Annotated in this window: 20 protein-coding genes and 1 pseudogene; 8 read left to right on the forward strand and 13 right to left on the reverse strand. The window is 73.1% G+C overall.

Going from position 1 to position 16,814, the window contains the following annotated elements; all coding sequences use genetic code 11:
• Positions 1-182: 182 nt before the first annotated feature.
• Both G567_RS0122955 and G567_RS0122960 read left to right on the forward strand, forming a co-directional pair.
• Complete coding sequence (locus tag G567_RS0122955; protein ID WP_028931799.1) at positions 183-404, forward strand: hypothetical protein; 222 nt, start codon at positions 183-185, stop codon at positions 402-404.
• Positions 405-406: 2 nt separating this feature from the next.
• Positions 407-784 (forward strand): type II toxin-antitoxin system VapC family toxin, encoded by a 378-nt coding sequence (locus G567_RS0122960; protein ID WP_211224038.1) that lies wholly within the window; start codon positions 407-409, stop codon positions 782-784.
• Positions 785-872: 88 nt separating this feature from the next.
• Here the strand turns inward: G567_RS0122960 and G567_RS35725 are convergent, their stop codons facing one another.
• From G567_RS35725 to G567_RS0122995, 7 genes are all read right to left on the reverse strand, one after another.
• Positions 873-1,595, reverse strand: a complete 723-nt coding sequence (locus tag G567_RS35725; RefSeq protein ID WP_051233448.1) for an NAD(P)-binding domain-containing protein — start codon at positions 1,593-1,595, stop codon at positions 873-875.
• A 94-nt stretch (positions 1,596-1,689) separates the two neighbouring features.
• Positions 1,690-3,972 (reverse strand): bifunctional salicylyl-CoA 5-hydroxylase/oxidoreductase, encoded by a 2,283-nt coding sequence (locus G567_RS30805; RefSeq protein WP_051233449.1) that lies wholly within the window; start codon positions 3,970-3,972, stop codon positions 1,690-1,692.
• A 4-nt stretch (positions 3,973-3,976) separates the two neighbouring features.
• Positions 3,977-5,626, reverse strand: a complete 1,650-nt coding sequence (locus G567_RS0122975; protein ID WP_028931801.1) for an AMP-binding protein — start codon at positions 5,624-5,626, stop codon at positions 3,977-3,979.
• Positions 5,627-5,736: 110 nt separating this feature from the next.
• Positions 5,737-6,120 (reverse strand): hypothetical protein, encoded by a 384-nt coding sequence (locus G567_RS30810; protein ID WP_051233450.1) that lies wholly within the window; start codon positions 6,118-6,120, stop codon positions 5,737-5,739.
• The gene (locus G567_RS0122985) at positions 6,117-6,728 is read right to left on the reverse strand and encodes a hypothetical protein (RefSeq protein ID WP_028931802.1); all 612 of its coding nucleotides are present in this window, start codon (positions 6,726-6,728) and stop codon (positions 6,117-6,119) included. The genes G567_RS30810 and G567_RS0122985 overlap by 4 nt, the downstream gene beginning before the upstream one ends.
• 204 nt (positions 6,729-6,932) lie before the next feature.
• Positions 6,933-7,502: a class I SAM-dependent methyltransferase gene (locus G567_RS30815; protein ID WP_051233451.1), complete on the reverse strand. Its 570-nt coding sequence runs from the start codon at positions 7,500-7,502 to the stop codon at positions 6,933-6,935.
• A 74-nt stretch (positions 7,503-7,576) separates the two neighbouring features.
• Positions 7,577-8,260, reverse strand: coding sequence for an ArsR/SmtB family transcription factor (locus tag G567_RS0122995; RefSeq protein WP_028931803.1), 684 nt, complete (start codon positions 8,258-8,260; stop codon positions 7,577-7,579).
• A 172-nt stretch (positions 8,261-8,432) separates the two neighbouring features.
• Between G567_RS0122995 and G567_RS36440 the strand changes: the two are divergent.
• Positions 8,433-8,570 (forward strand): annotated as a pseudogene (locus G567_RS36440) (LLM class flavin-dependent oxidoreductase); the annotation flags it as partial.
• A 32-nt stretch (positions 8,571-8,602) separates the two neighbouring features.
• Entirely contained in the window at positions 8,603-8,938 is a 336-nt protein-coding gene (locus G567_RS36445) for a VOC family protein (RefSeq protein WP_245585765.1), read from the forward strand.
• A gap of 409 nt (positions 8,939-9,347) precedes the next feature.
• Here G567_RS36445 and G567_RS0123005 read toward each other — a convergent pair whose 3' ends face one another.
• The gene (locus tag G567_RS0123005) at positions 9,348-9,764 is read right to left on the reverse strand and encodes a RidA family protein (protein WP_028931804.1); all 417 of its coding nucleotides are present in this window, start codon (positions 9,762-9,764) and stop codon (positions 9,348-9,350) included.
• Between the two features lie 74 nt (positions 9,765-9,838).
• Positions 9,839-10,321: a hypothetical protein gene (locus tag G567_RS34955; protein ID WP_028931805.1), complete on the reverse strand. Its 483-nt coding sequence runs from the start codon at positions 10,319-10,321 to the stop codon at positions 9,839-9,841.
• 394 nt (positions 10,322-10,715) lie between these two features.
• Here G567_RS34955 and G567_RS0123015 point away from each other — a divergent pair, with 394 nt between their 5' ends.
• On the forward strand, positions 10,716-11,237 hold the full coding sequence (locus tag G567_RS0123015) for a hypothetical protein (protein WP_028931806.1): 522 nt from the start codon (positions 10,716-10,718) through the stop codon (positions 11,235-11,237).
• A 586-nt stretch (positions 11,238-11,823) separates the two neighbouring features.
• On the opposite strand, the gene G567_RS0123020 is transcribed toward G567_RS0123015, so the two are convergent.
• Positions 11,824-12,615 (reverse strand): SDR family NAD(P)-dependent oxidoreductase, encoded by a 792-nt coding sequence (locus G567_RS0123020; protein ID WP_245585764.1) that lies wholly within the window; start codon positions 12,613-12,615, stop codon positions 11,824-11,826.
• A 157-nt stretch (positions 12,616-12,772) separates the two neighbouring features.
• Between G567_RS0123020 and G567_RS0123025 the strand changes: the two genes are divergently transcribed.
• Positions 12,773-13,141 (forward strand): tetratricopeptide repeat protein, encoded by a 369-nt coding sequence (locus G567_RS0123025; RefSeq protein ID WP_037057918.1) that lies wholly within the window; start codon positions 12,773-12,775, stop codon positions 13,139-13,141.
• A 13-nt stretch (positions 13,142-13,154) separates the two neighbouring features.
• On the opposite strand, the gene G567_RS0123030 is transcribed toward G567_RS0123025, so the two are convergent.
• The 3 genes from G567_RS0123030 to G567_RS0123040 all read right to left on the reverse strand — a co-directional run bounded on the left by G567_RS0123030 (position 13,155) and on the right by G567_RS0123040 (position 14,545).
• Entirely contained in the window at positions 13,155-13,679 is a 525-nt protein-coding gene (locus G567_RS0123030; protein ID WP_147201224.1) for a mycothiol transferase, read from the reverse strand.
• Positions 13,680-13,867: 188 nt separating this feature from the next.
• Positions 13,868-14,167, reverse strand: coding sequence for a hypothetical protein (locus G567_RS35260; protein WP_037057919.1), 300 nt, complete (start codon positions 14,165-14,167; stop codon positions 13,868-13,870).
• A gap of 99 nt (positions 14,168-14,266) precedes the next feature.
• Positions 14,267-14,545 carry a hypothetical protein gene (locus G567_RS0123040; protein ID WP_028931811.1) on the reverse strand — a complete coding sequence of 93 codons (279 nt, stop codon included), beginning with the start codon at positions 14,543-14,545 and terminating at the stop codon, positions 14,267-14,269.
• Between the two features lie 334 nt (positions 14,546-14,879).
• On the opposite strand from G567_RS0123040, the gene G567_RS30825 reads away from it, so the two are divergent.
• Entirely contained in the window at positions 14,880-15,299 is a 420-nt protein-coding gene (locus G567_RS30825; protein WP_051233452.1) for an STAS domain-containing protein, read from the forward strand.
• 58 nt (positions 15,300-15,357) lie between these two features.
• Positions 15,358-16,563 (forward strand): MFS transporter, encoded by a 1,206-nt coding sequence (locus G567_RS30830; protein WP_037057920.1) that lies wholly within the window; start codon positions 15,358-15,360, stop codon positions 16,561-16,563.
• Positions 16,564-16,814 lie beyond the last annotated feature (251 nt).

Raw genomic sequence — 16,814 nt, forward strand, 5'->3', positions numbered from 1 at the left:
CGACAAAACCGGGTCGTCGAGCGCGCCGACGACCCGCGGCTCGGGGGTCCCGTCGACGTCATGGCTCCATGACGCTGCTGACCGGGCGGTCTCGCCGACGTCATGGCTCCATGATGCTGTCGGGGAAGGACCATTTGGTGATGATGTCGCATTTGGCGAGTATGTTGCTAGCATTTCGCGACATGAGGACGTTGTACCTGCGGAACGTGCCGGACGAGGTCGTCGAGCGTCTGGAGCGACTGGCGGCCCGGGATGCCACATCGGTTGCGGCGGTGGCGGTGCGTGAGCTGGCTGAGGTTTCGCGGCGGGCTGACAACCCGGCACTGCTGGGCGCGCTTCCCGACCTGGGTGTGGAGACCGGGACGATCCTCGCGGACCTGGACGCCGAGCGGGCCGGTCGGTGATCGTGCTCGACGCTTCGGCGGCGCTGGCGGCACTGCTCAACGCCGGCGTGGCGCGCCGCACGCTCGGCGACGAGCAGTTGCACGCGCCCCATCTGGTCGATGCCGAGGTCGCCAGCAGCCTGCGGCGCAGAGTCGCTGCGGGGCAGGTCGGGGTCGAGGCCGCCCGAGCTGCCCTGCACACCTGGCAGCGTCTCGGGATGACGCGATATCCGGTGGTCGGCCTGTTGGGGCGGGTTTGGGAACTGCGGGAGAACGTGTCGGCCCACGACGCGGTCCATGTCGCGCTGGCGGAGTTCTTGGATTGTGCGTTGCTCACCGCCGATGCCCGGCTGAGCCGGGCACCGGGGACCCGCTGCTCCATCACCGTGGTGCCCTGCTGATCGAGCGCCGAGCGGCCTCAATCCCCATCAGCGTCGCGCGGAGGGGATTGTCGCCTTGAGGCGACGGGGGAATCCGCGCTCCCTCCCTTCACTGATAGACATACGGTGCGTGTAGAATGATCGTGTATAGCGTGACGTGCAGGTTTCCGCCAGGGGTACCTACGACCTCGGCCTGCACGTGGTGCGGTGCCCGAAGTACCGGCGACCGGTACTCGTCGGCGCGGTGGCCGACCGGTTGCGTGAGCTGATCGACGCCAAGGCAACCGAGCACGACGGCACCCGCTGCGGTCGCCCCGATCCCCCGCGCGACCGCGAGCGCCGTCGCCAGCGCCGTCCCCGTGACGTCCCGTTCGACCGAGACCAGGCAGGGATAGCCGATCCGGTGCCGGTAGCGGTCGCGCACCGCCTCGCCGATCATCCGTGGCGCCACCATCACCACGTCGATCCCGTCGGGCAGCTCGAGCAGGCCGAAGGCGAGGTTGTAGCCGGACGCCACGACGAGGGTGTCGCCCGCGCCGAGCCCTGGCGCGATCTGCTCGGCGACCACGCCGGGCTGCACCTCGTCGGGGATCAGCAGTAGTACGACCTGGCCGGCCCGTGCGGCCTCGTCGATGTCGAGGACTTCGAACCCGTCTCGCACCGCGCGCTCCCGGTAGTCGTCGTGTCGGTTGCCGACGATCAGGCGAATCCCCGAGTCGCGCAGGTTCTGGGCCTGCGCGCAACCCTGGTTGCCGTAGCCGATGACGGCGACGGTGCGGCCGGCCAGCACGCCGAGGTCGGTGTCGCTGTCGTAGTAGGTCCGTGCTCTCATGCCGATTCCCTCCCACCGGGGTCGGAACCCAGCCCATCGCCGCAGCTCAACCCGGCCCGTGAGTGCGTAACAGTGTTAGAACACTGTTACGCACTCACGGGCGCGAACGCGCACTCTGCGGGGGTCTGCTGCCCGCGGCGAACGGAGCGGGCCAGACCGCCCCGGGGCCGCTGTATCCCTGTTCCGCCGCGGCGTGCAGCGTCCACTGGGGGTCGTAGAGGTGCGGTCGGCCCAGGGCGCACAGGTCGGCCCGCCCGGCGAGCAGGATCGAGTTGACGTCGTCCCACGACGAGATCGCCCCGACCGCGATGACCGCGACACCCAGTTCGCGGCCGACCTCGTTGCGGATCCGGTCGGCGTAGGGCGTCTGGTAGCTGCGCCCGAACGCCGGTCGCTCCGCCTTCACCACCTGTCCGGTCGAGACGTCGATGCCCGCGGCCCCGTGCTCGGCGAACGCCCGCGCCACCTCGACGGCGTCGTCGACGTCGGTGCCGCCCTCGTACCAGTCGGTCGCCGAGATCCGCACGGTGAGCGGCAGCTGCGCGGGCCACGCCGCCCGCACCGCCTCGAAGACCTCCAGCGGGTAGCGCAGCCGGTTCGCCAGCGTGCCCCCGTACCGGTCGGTGCGGGTGTTGGACAGCGGCGAGACGAACGACGAGAGCAGATAGCCGTGCGCGCAGTGCAGTTCGAGGACGTCGAACCCGGCGTGAGCGGCGCGGCGCGCGGCGGCGGCGAACTGCTCGCGGATCAGCGTCATGTCGTCGAGGGTGAGCTCGCGGGGCATCTGGTTGGCGGGGGAGTAGGGGATCGGCGACGGCCCGACCGCCTCCCAGCCGCCCTCGGGCAGCGGGACGTCCATGCCCTCCCACATCAGCTTCGTCGAGCCCTTCCGGCCGGAGTGCCCGAGCTGGACGCCGATCCTGGCGCCGGTGTGGCCGTGCACGAAGTCGACGATCCGGGCCCAGGCGGCCTCCTGCTCGGGCGTGTACAGCCCGGTGCAGCCCGGGGTGATCCGCCCGGTGGGCGAGACACAGACCATCTCGGTCATCACCAGCCCGGCCCCGCCGAGCGCCTTGCTGCCCAGATGCACCAGGTGGAAGTCGGTGGGCAGCCCGTCGCGCGCGCTGTACATGTCCATCGCTGAGACGATCACCCGGTTGCGCAGCGTCAGCCCGCCGAGCGAGAACGGGTGGAACATCGGCGGGCACGGCTCCCGGTCCCCGGCGAACCAGGCGTCGACGCGGGCGACGAACCCGGGGTCGCGCATCCGCAGGTTGTCGTGGGTGACCCGGCGGCTGCGGGTGATGATGTTGAACGCGAACTGGATCGGGTTCTGGTGGGTGTAGCGGCCGATGTCCTCGAACCAGGTCTGGCTGGCCTTCGCCGCCCGCTGGGTCGAGGCCACCACCGGGCGTCGCTGCTGCTCGTAGGCGGTGAGCGCGGCGTCGATATCGATGCTGCCCGGCTGCTGGTGCAGGCACGCGGCCAGGTCCAGCGCGTCCTCCATCGCCAGCTTGGTGCCCGAGCCGATCGAGAAGTGGGCGGTGTGCGCGGCGTCGCCGAGCAGCACCAGGTTGTCGTGCCGCCAGGTCTCGTTGCGCACGGTCGGAAAGCTCAGCCACCGCGAGTTGTTCCCGATCAGCTGGTGGCCGTCGAGCCGGTCGGCGAACAGCTCGCGCACGAGCGCGATCGACTTCTCGTCGTTCTCCCCGGGCGCCAGCCCCAGGTCGGCGATCTCGGCGAACCCGCGCTGCCAGACGTCCTCGTGCATCTCGACGATGACCGTGCTGTGCCGGGTGTCGTACGGGTAGCCGTGCAGCTGCACGACCCCGTGCGCGGTCTCGCGGACGTCGAAGATGAACGCGTCGAGCACGAGATCGGTGCCGAGCCACATATAGCGGCATCGGCCGGTCTCCACGCTCGGCCGGAAGACCCGCCGGTACGCCTCCCGCGTGCGGGAGCGGGCGCCGTCGGCGGCCACCACGAGGTCGTGGGACGCCCGCAGCCGTTCGGGGTCCGGGGCCGGGGCGCGGAAGTGCACGGTGACCCCGAGGTCGGCGCAGCGGCGCTGCAGGATCGCCAGCAGCTCCTTGCGGCTCATCGCCGCGAACCCGTGTCCGCCCGAGGTGAGCACGGTGCCGCGGTAGTGCACGTCGATGTCGTCCCAGCGGGCGGACCGCCGCATGGCCCGGTACACCTCGGGGTCGGCGTGTTCGATGCCGCCGAGTGTCTCGTCGGAGAACACGACGCCGAAGCCGAACGTGTCGTCCGGTGCGTTCTGTTCCCAGACCGTGACCTCGTGCGCGCGGTCGTGCCTGCGGACCAGCGCGGCCAGGTACAGCCCACCCGGCCCGCCGCCGATCACGGCGATGCGCACCCCGTCACCCCCGGGCCAGGTCGGCGGGCGGGCGGATGCCCTGCCGGCGCAGCCGGTACCGCTGCAGCTTGCCGGTGCTGGTGCGCGGCAGCCGGTCGACGAACCGCACGGCGCGCGGGTACTTGTAGGGCGCGATCGTCTGCTTGACGTGGTCCTGCAGGACGTGTATTTCGTTCTCGTCGCTCGGGGCGCCCGCGCGCAGCACCACGAAGGCGGTCACGAGCATCCCGCGCCGCTCGTCGGGCAGGCCCACGACGGCGCAGTCGACCACGTCGGGATGCCCGACCAGCGCCTGCTCGACCTCCGGGCCGGAGATGTTGTACCCCGCGGAGATGATCATGTCGTCGCTGCGGGCCTGGTACCAGAAGTAGCCGTCGGCGTCGCGGAGGTAGGTGTCTCCGGTGACGTTCCAGCCGTCTCGGACGTAGTTCTCCTGGCGGTCGCCGTCGAGGTAGCGGCATCCGGTGGGGCCCTGCACGACGAGGTGGCCGGGCCTGCCGTCGGGGACGGGATGGCCCTCGTCGTCGACGACCGCGGCGTGGTAGCCGGGGACCGGGCGGCCGGTGGCACCGGGGCGGATGTCGTCGTCGGCGGCGGAGATGAACACGTGCAGCATCTCCGTGGACCCGATCCCGTCGATGATCCGGATCCCGGTGCGCTCGTGGAACTCGGTCCACACCGCGGCGGGCAACGTCTCCCCGGCGGACATGCAGCGGCGCAGGCCGGCCAGCCGCTCCGGGCGTCCCGGGGCGAGCAGCGCCCGGTACATGGTGGGGGAGGTGTAGAGGGCGGTGACGCCGTGCGCGGCGATCGCGTCGGCCAGCTCGTCGGGGCTGGGGTGCTCCAGCAGCACCGTCGACGCGCCTGCGTGCAGCGGGAAGACGAGCAGCCCGCCGAGGCCGTAGGTGAAGGCCAGCGGCGGGGTCCCGGTGACGACGTCGTCGGGGCGGTGCGCCACGACATGGCGGGCGAACGTGTCGGCGATCGCCAGCACGTCGCGGTGGAAGTGCATGGTGGCCTTGGGCCGTCCGGTGGTGCCGGAGGTGAAGGCGAGCAGGGCGACGTCGTCGGCCGCGGTGGCGACGTCGGTGAAGGCGCCGCCGTCGTCACCGCGGGCGGAGCACCGGGCGGTCAGATCACCGGCGGTGTCGCCGCCGTAGGGCACGATCCGCAGCCCGCGGATCGCGGCCGCGTGCAGGTCGGCGACATCACGCGCGTCGCACAGGGCGATCGTCGGGCGGGCGAGCGCGCCGATCGTGGCGATCTCGGCCGCGCGCAGCATCGCCATCGTGGTCACCGCGACGCCGCCGGCCTTGAGCACCCCCAGCCAGCACGCGGCCAGCCAGGGAGAGTTGGCCCCGCGCAGCAGCACCCGGTTGCCCGGGACCAGACCGAGCTCGCCGGTCAGCACGGCGGACACCTGGTTCGCGTGCCGTCGCAGCTGCGCATAGGTCCAGGCGGTGTCGCCGCCGCGCACGCACGGCCGGTCGGCGCCGAACCGGCCGATGGGCTCGTCGAGCAGGGCGCTCGCGCAGTTGAGCCGGTCGGCGTAGTGCAGCTCCGGGAGGTCGAACGTCAGCTGCGGCCATTGGTCCGGCGGCGGCAGGTGATCGCGGCAGAAGGTGTCCTGGTGGGCGGACGGGCTGAGCCTCATACGGCACCTCCGGTGCGGTGCATGCTCAGCGTCGAGTATGCCGCCATGGTGACGGCAGTCAAGACAACCGCATAGATCGTCGACTGCCCGTGTCCGCGCGAGCGCCGGCGTCAGAGCGACAGCAGCCGGTCGAAGAAGCTGCGGTAGCGGCTGAGCGCGAGGCGCAGGTCCTCGGTGGAGGACTGGTCGTCGTGCAGGTCGGACTCGAGTGCGCTGCGCTGGCGGCGGAACAGGTCCTGCAGCTCGTCGAGTACCTGGCCGACCAGCTCGTCCGCACCGCGGACCGCGGCGCGCGGCTCGTCGACGAACCCGGCCTTGAGCGACTCCCACTCGGTGCGGTACCGCGCCGACCGCTCGGGTGGAATGAGGGCGACCCGGTCATCCCGGCCGGGCGCGGGCGCGGCCGCGGTCGGCGTCTCGCGGTATCCGGCGTCCGGGCCGGCCCCCTCGGGCTGGTCGGTGGGACGGCGATGCGGCTCGTCGAGCCTGCTCATGGATGGGTCTCCGTGGTGTCGGCCCGGGTCTGGTTGTCGGGTGAGCTGTCGTCGGACCGCTGGGGTGGGCCTCCGTCGAGCAGCGCCTCGACCAGCGACCGGTACGACGTCACTGCCCGGCGCAGCTCTTCGGTGTCGACGCGGCCGTGGGCGTTGGCGGCGGAGATCTGCTGCGCCGCGCGGTAGTGCTGGACGACGTCCGGGTGCTCGACCGAGATGTCCTCGGCGCGCCGCTCGAAATCACCCACCGGGTATCCGCGCGCGGTCATGAGCTCCGCGACGAGCGCATCGGCTCGCTCCACAGCGCGGTCCGGGTCGTCGACGAAGTCACCCTGCACCCGCAACCAGCGATCGTGGAAGTGCGCGCGCTCGTGGTCATCGAGATCGCGCAGATCGAGCTGGCGGTGCCGCTTCTCCCGGGCGGCGAGCTGGGCTTCGGTCGCCCGGCGGTCCCCGGTCTCGGCCAGGGTGCGCTCGTACTCCGGGCCGAAGCGCTCCCTGAGGTGCTCGCGGTGCCGCCGCCTGCTGGTCAGGTAGGCAACGGTGGCGATCACGGCCAGGGCCACCACCGCGAGGATGATCACGACGATGAGCCAGGTGGTGTTCATCGGCGGGGTTACCCGGATCACACCGGACGACACCCGATCGCCTCTGGCTGATCTATGAGCCACATCACATCACGATCACATCACGCCGGATGGGAAGACGACTTCAGGTCAGCGGCGTGGCACGCGCCCCCAGGCGACGAAGATCCCGATGTCGACAGTGACGTCTGCGACCTCTGCGACCTCGACCGAGGTCGATGTGATCGTTCAAGCGGTGCCGAGTTCGGCGTACCCGTGCTCGGTGAACCCGGCCCGGCCGAACAGCCCGGCGATGGTCTCGGCACTGAACCCGAGCCAGCGGTCGGCCTGCTGGGTGCGCATCCACTCGTGGTCGTGCTCAACGCAGTCGGTGATGGCCACCGTGCCCCCGGGCCGGACCACCCGGGCCATCTCGGCGATCATCGCGGCCGGATCGGGGGCGTGGTGCAGGACCATGTTGGCCACCGCGGCGTCGGCCGAACGATCCTCCAGCGGGAGCGCATCCACCGGGGCCTCGGCGAGGACCACGTTGTCGACGCCGAGGGCGGCCAGGTTGTCCCGGGCCACGGCGAGCATCGCCGGCGACGAGTCGACCCCGATCACCTGGCGCACCCGCGGCGCCAGACCGCCGGCGACGAACCCGGTGCCGGTGCCCACGTCGACGACGGTGCTGCGGTCGGTGAGGGCCGACTGCTCGGCGAGTGCGTCGATGACGGTCTCGTCATAGAAGCTCTCGTGCATCCGGTCCCACTCGCCGGCGACCCGCTCGAAGAACTCCCTGACCTGGCTGCTGTCCACTCGTGCCCCTCCTGCGATCACTGGTCGGAATGGTCCGGACGGATCGGTCCGGTCGTCGGGAACGGCCGGTGCGCTCACGCGGCCGAGGTGTCCACCGGCAGCCCGGCGAGGCGCCATTCGAGCATGCCATCGGCGAGCCGGGCGGCCGGGTAGCCGCGGGCCCGCAGCAACCGCACGGCGTCGTAGGCGAACACGCAGTAGCGGCCGCGGCAGTAGGCGACGATCGTGCGGCCGGCGGGCAGCTCGGCGAGCCGGTCGGACAGCTCCTCCATCGGGATCGACACCGCCGCGGGGATGTGGCCGTGGGCGTACTCCGGGGCCGGGCGGACGTCGAGGACCATCACCTGCTCGTCGCGGACCCGGCGCAGCAGCTCGTCGCGCCCGATCTCCTCGACGGCCGCGTCCGGTTCGGCCCCGGTCAGCCCGAGATGAGCCCGCCGGGCCGCCTCGATATCGGGCAGGTGGGACTGCGCGACGGCGCGCAGCCTGACATACAGCCGGGCGACGTCGTCGCCGGCCAGGGAGTAGTAGATCCGGGTGCCGGACCGGCGGGTGGACACCAGGCGGGCGCGCTTGAGGGTCTGCAGATGCGCCGACGCGGTGCTCAGCGGCAAGGACGCGGCGCCCGCGAGGTCCTCGACCGTGCGTTCGCCCTGGGCGAGCAGGTCCAGCAGCTCCAGCCGGACCGCGCTGCCGAGCGCCTTGCCGATGCGGGCGAACTGGTCGAACAGGGCCGTCTTCGCCGCACGGTCCGCCAGCTTTTCCACAATTACGAAGAATACAGGAATAATGGGCCGACGATGCGGCGGGCACGCCAGGACACCGAGCCGTCGTGGCGAGAAGCCGGATCGGCCATGTGCCGTTCGCCCTTACGGTGGGTGTGACGGTTGCGGACGAGGAGGGGCCCGTGGCACGCCCGTTTCGGTTCGGGTGAACCTGGTCGCGGTCAACGAGCGGGCCGAGCAGCTGGGTTACGACGTGATTCTGGTGCCGGATCACCTGGGTGCGCCGGCACCGTTTCCCGCGCTGGTGGCCGCAGCCGAGGCCACTCGGCGCCCGCGGGTGGGACCGAGGACGCCGCGCGCGGAACCCTGCACCTGCTGGATGCGGAGAGCCTCGACGGGCGGGAGTTCGTCGGGCTCAACGGCGGCCCGGAGTTCACCTTCACCCAGGCCATCTCCTTCCAGGTCCTGTGCGCCGACCAGGAGGAGGTCGACCACTACTGGGAGCGGCTGTCCGGGGGTGGCGAGCAGGGGCCGTGCGGCTGGCTCAAGGACCGGTTCGGTGTGTCGTGGCAGATCGTGCCGACGGTGCTCCCCGAGCTGCTGGGCGATCCGGACCCGGCGCGGGCGCATCGGACCACCCAGGCCCTGCTGGGCATGCGCAAGATCGATATCGAGGGGCTGCGGCGGGCCGCCGACCCGATACCGGCCTGAGGCCCGTTCTGTGGGTTGACATGAAGATGCCCCTGCGCAGGCTGGTGATTGCTGAAGATCGCCGACCTGTCAGGGGCCCTGTCGTGTTGCCTGCCGAGGATCTGTTCGTCCACTGCCACGTTCTTGTCGACGACCTGATCAAGAACGGGTTGGTGGTCCTCCCGCCGCGCCCGGGCCCGGCGCGCGACGAGGTCGGCCACCCTGAAGAAGATCATCGCGGAAGGGCGCAACCGGATCGAGACCGCCTTCGGCGAGATCACCGACACCCTGGGCCTGGCCCGTCACGGCGCCCACACCTTCCACAGCTTGCTGATCCGCACCGCGGCCCCCATCGCCGCTCACCCCGTCGCCAAGATCGCCCTACCAACGAGCTGAACCCACAGAACGCGCCTGAGGCCCCGGTTCGGGCTCAGGCCGGTAGCACCGCGGTGCCCTGCAGCTCCACCAGCGCCTCGGCGTCCCACAGCCGGGCCACCCCGACGGCGCTGGTCGCCGGGTACCGCGTTCCGGCCAGCCGCCGCCACACCGCGCCGATCTCGCGGGCGTGCGCCCGGTAGTCGTCCATGTCGACGATGTAGATGGTCAGCGTGGCCAGCTGCGCGGGTTCGCCGCCCGCAGCGCGCAGCGCGGTGAGCAGGTTGGACAGCGCCCGCTCGAACTGGGCGACGACGTCCCCGGGCACGATCCGCCCCTCGGCGTCGAGCGCGGTCTGGCCGGCCAGGTACACGGTGCGCCCGGTGCCGACGACGGCGTGGGCGAAGCCGCTGGGCCGGGCCAGGTCGGGCGGGTCGACCCGCCGCGGCGCACTCCCGTCGTCCTTCGTCACCGAGGCCTCCCTGTGCGCGGGCCGCCGGGACGCCCGGCGGCCCGCTGTCCGGGACTCTACGGCCTCGTCCGGGGTCAGACGCGGCCACGGACCAGGCCGACCAACCGGACGGCCGTCGACCGCTCGGCCTCGCCGGCCAGGTTGCTGACGAGCTGGATGTCGCAGGCGTGTCCGTCGACCACGAACTCCGCGACCCCGCCGGGGGCGAAGCGGATGCCGTCGGGCCCCGGCTCGGTCGGCCCGTAGACCGACTCCGCGGGAAGCTGCCCGGCCGCCGCGCTGCCGCTGCGGCCGATGCTGACGCTGACCGAGGAGTAGGTGGCCCCGTTCCGCCACGTGCACGAACCCGCGCCAAGATTCGGGTCGCCGCGGACCTCATGGTCGCTGATCAGCTCGGTCACCTCGGCGGTGGTGAGCAGCCCGCAGGCGTCCACCGGAGCCGGGTCCTTCGGAAGCTGCGGCAGCGCACCGGACTGCGCGATCCCGGGCAGCTCCGGTGACGACTGCGGCCCGGGTGCCGCGGCGTCATGCCACAGGCCACCGCGGTGGCCAGGCACGCCACTGCCACCGTCGTTGCGGCCGCACGGCGGACGAACCGCGCCACCCCGCCCGCGCCACGCGGTGGGGTGTCGGTCCCGACGGGGAGCCGCGGCGAGGGCCGGTGCGGCGGGCGGTTGGCTGGTCACCCGGAACCTCCGAAGATCGTGAGCGGGACTGCCAGGCTGGATGACGGCCGCGGGCGTGTCACGTAGTCGACTACCTGTTTCGCGCGGGCGATGCCGCGCGCCGAGTGGGACGCCGACCGCCCGTTCCTCTCCGGGCGATCGACTCGGCAGACTCCCCCCGTGTACAGCGAGGGTTCCTCACGCACCTGGCCCGCGCCGTGACGGCCGGTCATGCCCGCGGGGTGCGCTGGGTCTGCGCCAGCGAGTCGTCCCGCTCGGCGCCTTCGTGCCGGTGCTCGGCGAGAACGTCCCGGAACCGGCCGGGGCCGGCTTGCTGGCCCGCGCGCACGCCGCGCTGATCGACGCCCGGCTCGGGGACCTGCCTGCCGGGGTGCGTGCCGTGCTCGAGCTGCTGGCGGTCGGGGAGCCGATCGGGGTGCCGCTGCTGGTGCGGCTCACCGGGCACGAGCGGATGCGGGTGGCGCACGCCCGGGTGATGAACCTGTTCGACCTGCTGGGCCGGATCGACGATGCGTTCGCCGGGCTCGCCGCGACCGAGCGGAGCCCGGCGCGGCAGGACTGGGCCTGCGCGCCTGGTTCGCGGCCGCGGACAACCGGCTGGCCGAGGCGGAGCGGGATGCGCGCCGCGCGCTTCGGACGCAGCCCGGGGCACACGCCGAGACCCACGCCGCCTGGTCGCTGGCCGGGGTGCTCGCCCTGCGGGGCCGCCCCGACCAGTTCGCCGAGCTGGTGGTTCGCGGCGCCACGGCGGCCGCGCGGGCGCCGGAGACCCCCGTCCTGGTCCTGAACATCGCCTACTGGGAGGTCCTCGGGCACGGCCTGGCGGGTCCCCGGACGCCGTCGAGGCGAGCCTCGACCGGTGGAGCGGGTTGCTCGCCGGCGTGTTCCCCTCGGTGTTCCGGTCCCAGCTCGAGGGCTGGCTCGCGCTGGTGCGGGGCCAGGTCGGCGCCGCGACGGAGCTGCTGGCGCAGTTCCGTCCGTACTTCCCCGGCCACGGCGGCGGTTGGACGACGTTGTTCGAGACCATCCTCGCCCTGGCGTGCGCGATGTCCGGGGACGCCGCCGGAGCGAACGAGGCGGTCCGGCGTGCCGAGGCGGGCCGGCATCCGGGTATCGCGGTCGGCGAGCCGCTGCTGGCGCTGGCCCGGGCCTGGACGGCCGCCGCCGAGGGGGCGGTGAGCGTGGGTATTCCGCTGGCCCGGCGCGCGGCGGAGCTCGCGGCCACCGCCGCCCAGGCGGCGGTGGAGGTGCTGCCCGCCACACCGCGGTCAGCCTCGGCGACCGCGGCCAGGCGGGCGCGCTGCGGGACCTCGCGGACCAGGTCCGCGGGCCGCGGGCGGCGGCCGCCGGTCAGGATCCGCCGGGGGCCCGCCTCACGCCTGCACCGCCCCGCCGTCGACCTCGATCCCCTGACCGGTGATCGCCGCGCTGCACACGCACAGCAGCACGGCGTCGGCCACCTCGTTGGGCGTGATCAGCCGGCCGATCGGCTGCCGGCGCTCCAGCGCGGCCCGCGCCTGCTGACTGGTCCGGCCGGTGCGGGCGGCGATCGCGGCGACGGTAGCGTCGGTCATCGGGGTGTCGACGTAGCCGGGGCAGACGGCGTTGACGGTCACCCCGGTGCCCGCGAGCTCGGCGGCCGCGGACCGCACGAGCCCGAGCAGGCCGTGTTTGCTCGCCGAGTACGCCGCGACGAGCGGCTCGCCGCGCCTCGCCGCCACCGACGCGATCGCCACGACCCGGCCCCACCCGGCGTCGACCATCGCGGGAACCGCGCGGCGCAGCAGCCGGAACGGCGCGGTCAGGTTGAGCGCGAGCATGCGTTCCCATTCCGCGTCGGTGGTGTCGGTCAGCGGGGCGGCCGCGCCGGCGCCGGCCGCGAGCACCAGCACCTCGACCGACCCCCAGGCCCGCTCGACCGCGGTGCACAGCGCGTCGGCGGCCTCGGGGTCGGTGACGTCGGCCGGGAGCACGAGCGGCGCGCCGGGCAGCGGGCCCGCGACGGACGCGAGCTCCGCCTCGGTGCGGGCGGACAGGGCCACCGCGTGCCCCGCGGCGGCGAGGCGGCGGGCGACGGCCGCCCCGATGCCGCGCCCCGCACCGGTCACCAGGCAGCGTCGCGGGGGCACCCGGCCGAGCCTCGCAGCGATCGTGACGATCGTCAAGATCGCGATATGCAGAGCCTCTGACCAGGGATGTGCGGGACAAAGCGGGCCCCTCGTTCGACCGGGCGGCACCCCCCGGTAACCTCGCCCGCCGTGCCCGGATCCCCGGGCTGCCGATGCGGGAGGGCATCGGTGATGGATGGACCGGAGGGCGGCCATGGGTGAGGCCGAAGGCCTGCGCGCGGCGCAGGCACGCCTTGAGGATGGCGACCCGCTGGGGGCGCTGGAGGTGTTGCGGCGCCTGGGCGACGCGCTGCGGTTCCGCGCGGCCGGACAGCTCCTGCTCGGGCGCGCGTACTACCACTGCGCGCAGCTGGAGCGGGCGCAGGAGGCGTTGGAGCTGTCCGTGGCGCTCGATCCGCGCAACCCCGAGGCGCGTTTCGTGCTGGGCCGGACCCTGGAGCGGCGCGGTCGCCCGCGCGAGGCGCTCAAGCAGCTGCGGATCGCCGCGGCGGTGTCCGGGCGGGCCGACTACCAGCGGCACGTGGACGCGCTGGTCGCCACGCTCGGCTCCGCGGCGGCCTGACCGCTCGCGGCGCTCATCGGCCCTGCACGATCCGGCGTTGCACGATGCCCCGCACGAACTCCGCCTGACCGAGGTGCTCCAGGTCGTCGCAGATCACACTGACCAGCCGCACCCCGAGGGTGACCGGCGGGTCCCACGACTCGTCGACCACCCGGTCGAGATCGGCGTCGGCCAGGCCCCCCACCCAGCGCAGCGTCTGCTCGGCGACCGCGTCGTGATAGCTGCTGAGCAGCTGCGGCGACTCCACCCGGACCGCGGCCACCTCATCGCTGTCGTGGCCGTACCCGATGGCGGCGGGATCGAAGGGCAGCCCGAAGCGCTCGACCCAGCCTTGGGCGGTCCAGATCTGCTCGGTGCCCGCCGCGGCAGCGACATGATCGTCCTGTACCCGGGTCAGATGCCATACCAGCCAGGCGATCGAGTTGGCGCGCTCGTCGACCCGGTAGGCGAGCTGGTCGGCGGTCAGCGAGTCCACGGCGCCGCGCACGCCGTCGCGGATCCGGCCGCAGGCGTCGCAGAGCAGCTCGGCAGGGGTCACGGCAACCTCCGTGCGGTGGGGCGGGTCAGGAACGTTCGGGCTGCGCGGGCGGGTTCTGCACCGGACCTCGAGACGCACCTCGCCCCCCGGTGCGCCGTTTGGACAACGCGGACGGTGCGAGTATGCGCCCTGCGGGACCGCACGACCCAGCCTCGAGCCCCGGGCCGGACCCACGGCGCCCGGCTCACTCACCCCTCGGCATCGGAGGCACCCGACTCCGGTGGGCCGGCCGAGCCGTCGCCCGCATTCTCGTCGCGACCCCGCGCCGGCGCGGGGTCCTGCGGGCGCAGCCGGTCCGGGACATCCCGGCTACCGGAGCCGGCTCCAGGCCTGCGCAGCGGCGTCGCGTGCGCCTCGGGGTCGTCGTCGGCGGGCGGCTCCGGGTCCAACCACTCCTCGCGATGCCCGCCCGCGCCGAGCTGGCCGCTCAACTCCGCAGCCAGCTCGTCATCGTGGCGCGGCCCGTGTTTGGCACTACCTCGTTCCACGGTGTCCTCCGTCCGTCGCTCGACGGGGCGAGCGCCCAGACACCGGCTACCCGTTGCGGTGGGTCCGTATCCCGCGCGGCCCGGATTCCGGCCGTGAGGTCAGCGGCCCCGCCCCGCCCGTGCGGAGCGCGGGGCCGAGCGGGCCGCCCACCGGGCGGCGGCGGGGGAGAAGGCGCGCCGGACCGGGTTCCAGTCCCCGGTGTCGGGTGGTTCGGCGGCAGACCGCTCCCCGGCGACGGCGCAACACGCCGCGGTGTGGAGGTAGCTATAGCACCAGCTGAGGGTGCCGTCGGCCTGGGCGCCGTCGATGTGGGCGAGGCGCACGTGGTCCTCGCCGCGCTCGATCGGGGAGTAGCAGCGCTCGCAGAGGCGAATCATCGGAGGTCTCCAACCCGCGGGGCCGCGCCGCGGTCCGGCCTGGACCGCCAGCGAGGTCAGGGAGGATGTCGCGTCGAGGGGGAGCCGCGCCACCCGCCCGGCCGTACCGAACCGGGCACACCCAGTGTCACACCGAAGCGCCGTGATCCTCATGTGTCGCCGACCACCGCGGCTCGTGGTGCGTCCACCGGCTTCCGCTTGCCGAACACCGGAGGGTGCGGGAGGGTTGGTGCACCGCCGTGCGTTGACCAGCCAGCGCCATCCCCTCCCGACTTCCGGGAACGTGGCGTTCCCGGGCGTCCGGGCGACATGGCCTCATGCCGGGAGGCATGCGATGACCTCGATATTCGACCTCGCGCCGAGCGGACCGCTCGAGATCCGCGTGCACCACCCGGCACCCACGGTGGTGGTGGTTCGTCCCCTGGGCGCGCTGGACATGCTCACGGCGCCGCAGCTGATCACTCGTGTGGAGTTCCATCTCGGCTGTGGGCGCCACGTGGTGATCGACCTGCAGGACCTCGAGTTCCTCGGTTCGAGCGGGCTGCATGCGCTGCTGGAGCTGTACGCGGTCGCCAAGGCCGCCGGCCTGCAGCTGCACCTGACCAGCGTCGACGGCCCGGCGATCGCCAGGGTGCTCGAGCTCACCGGACTGAGCCGGGTGCTGCCGGTGACCAGGTCGAGCACCGAGGAACTGGTCGCGACGCTGTCGCATCCGCGGCGGCACTCCCGGCCGGGAGCGAGGGGAACGCGATGACCCTCGGCTGAGCGGAGCCATGCGGCGCGGGCGAGGATGGCCCGATGGTGACCGCTCGGTGAGCCACGAGCGGACGGCGCCGCCGAGGCCGCGGGCCTCCTCGGCGCTACTCGTGGTCGCGATTCTGCTCTTCGCGCTCAACCTGCGCGGACCCCTCGTCGCGGTGTCGCCGGTGCTCGACGTCATCGCGCACGACCTGGGCATCGGTGCCGCCACCGCGGGGCTGCTGACCAGCCTTCCGGTGCTGTGCTTCGGCCTGGCGAGCCCGCTCGCGGCGTGGCTGCTGGCCCGCAGCGGGCTCGAGCGCGGCGTGCTGATCGCCCTCGCCGGGATCCTGGCCGGGACGATCCTGCGGTCGCTCGACGGGCTGCCTGCCGCGCTCGCCGGCACCGTCGCGATCGGGCTGGCGATCACCGTCGGCAACGTGGCGGTGCCCGTGGTGATCGGCCGCGATCTCGCCCGCCGCGCGAATTCGGTGCTGGGCGCCTACACCGCCGCGCTCAACGTCGGCTCGATGCTGATGCTCTCACTCACCGTGCCGATCGCGATGCTGACGGGATGGCGGGTGGCCCTGGCCTCGTGGAGCGGGCTCGTCGTCGTCGCCGCCCTCGTGTGGTGGCGGGCAACCCGGGGGTGTGCCGAGGGCACCGCCGCGGCCGCCGCGTCGCAGGACTCCGAGCCGGACCGCGCCCCCGTGTGGTGGCGCCGCCCGGTGGTCTGGGGCCTGACGGTCGCGTTCGCCGGGCAGGCCTTCGCCTACTACGCGGTGACGGCATGGCTGCCGCTGCTGCTGCGCGACGAGCGCGGGCTCGACGAACGCGCCGCCGGTGCCGGCTCGTCGATCTTCCAGATCCTCGCGCTGGTGGGAGCGTTCGGCGTCCCCGTGCTGTTGCACCGCTGGCCGGGCGGGCGGCGGGTGGTCGCACTCGTGTGCGTGGCATGGCTGGCGCTGGTGGTGGGCCTGCTGGTGGCTCCGGCCGGTTGGCCGGTCTGGTGCGCCCTCGGCGGGGCCGCCCAGGGTGGCGGCATCACCGCGATCTTCGCGCTGATCGTGCGGCACGCCCACAGCGTCGCCGAGAACCGCCGGATGTCCGCGATGGTGCAGGGCGGCGGGTATGTGGTGGCCGCCGCCGGGCCGACGGTCGTCGGATCGCTGCGTGAGGCGACCGGCGGCTGGACCGTTCCGCTTCTCGTTGTGCTCGGCGCGATCGCGGTGCTCGCGGTGGCCGGGACGCTGGCGGCCCGCACCCCGCAGCCCAGCTAAGAATGCCCGGCAAATGAGGGGTTCGTGGTGCTCGCACATACGTTGCGGCGCTGACACATGGGACGGAGCCTGTATGTGGGCACCGCGACGGGTGTGCGAGCACGCCACGGCACCGAGGCCGCCGCGGCGAGGAGCATGCCGGGCAGCCGGGTCGTCCGCGGGCGTGTCACGCGAACGGTGTAAGCCGCGGGTGGACCAAGATCGGCTGCTGTGATCGACACAGCGGCCGGGAAGGACACCCACGTGAGCAA

The sequence above is a fragment of the Pseudonocardia asaccharolytica DSM 44247 = NBRC 16224 genome (assembly GCF_000423625.1).
GTDB lineage: Bacteria > Actinomycetota > Actinomycetes > Mycobacteriales > Pseudonocardiaceae > Pseudonocardia > Pseudonocardia asaccharolytica.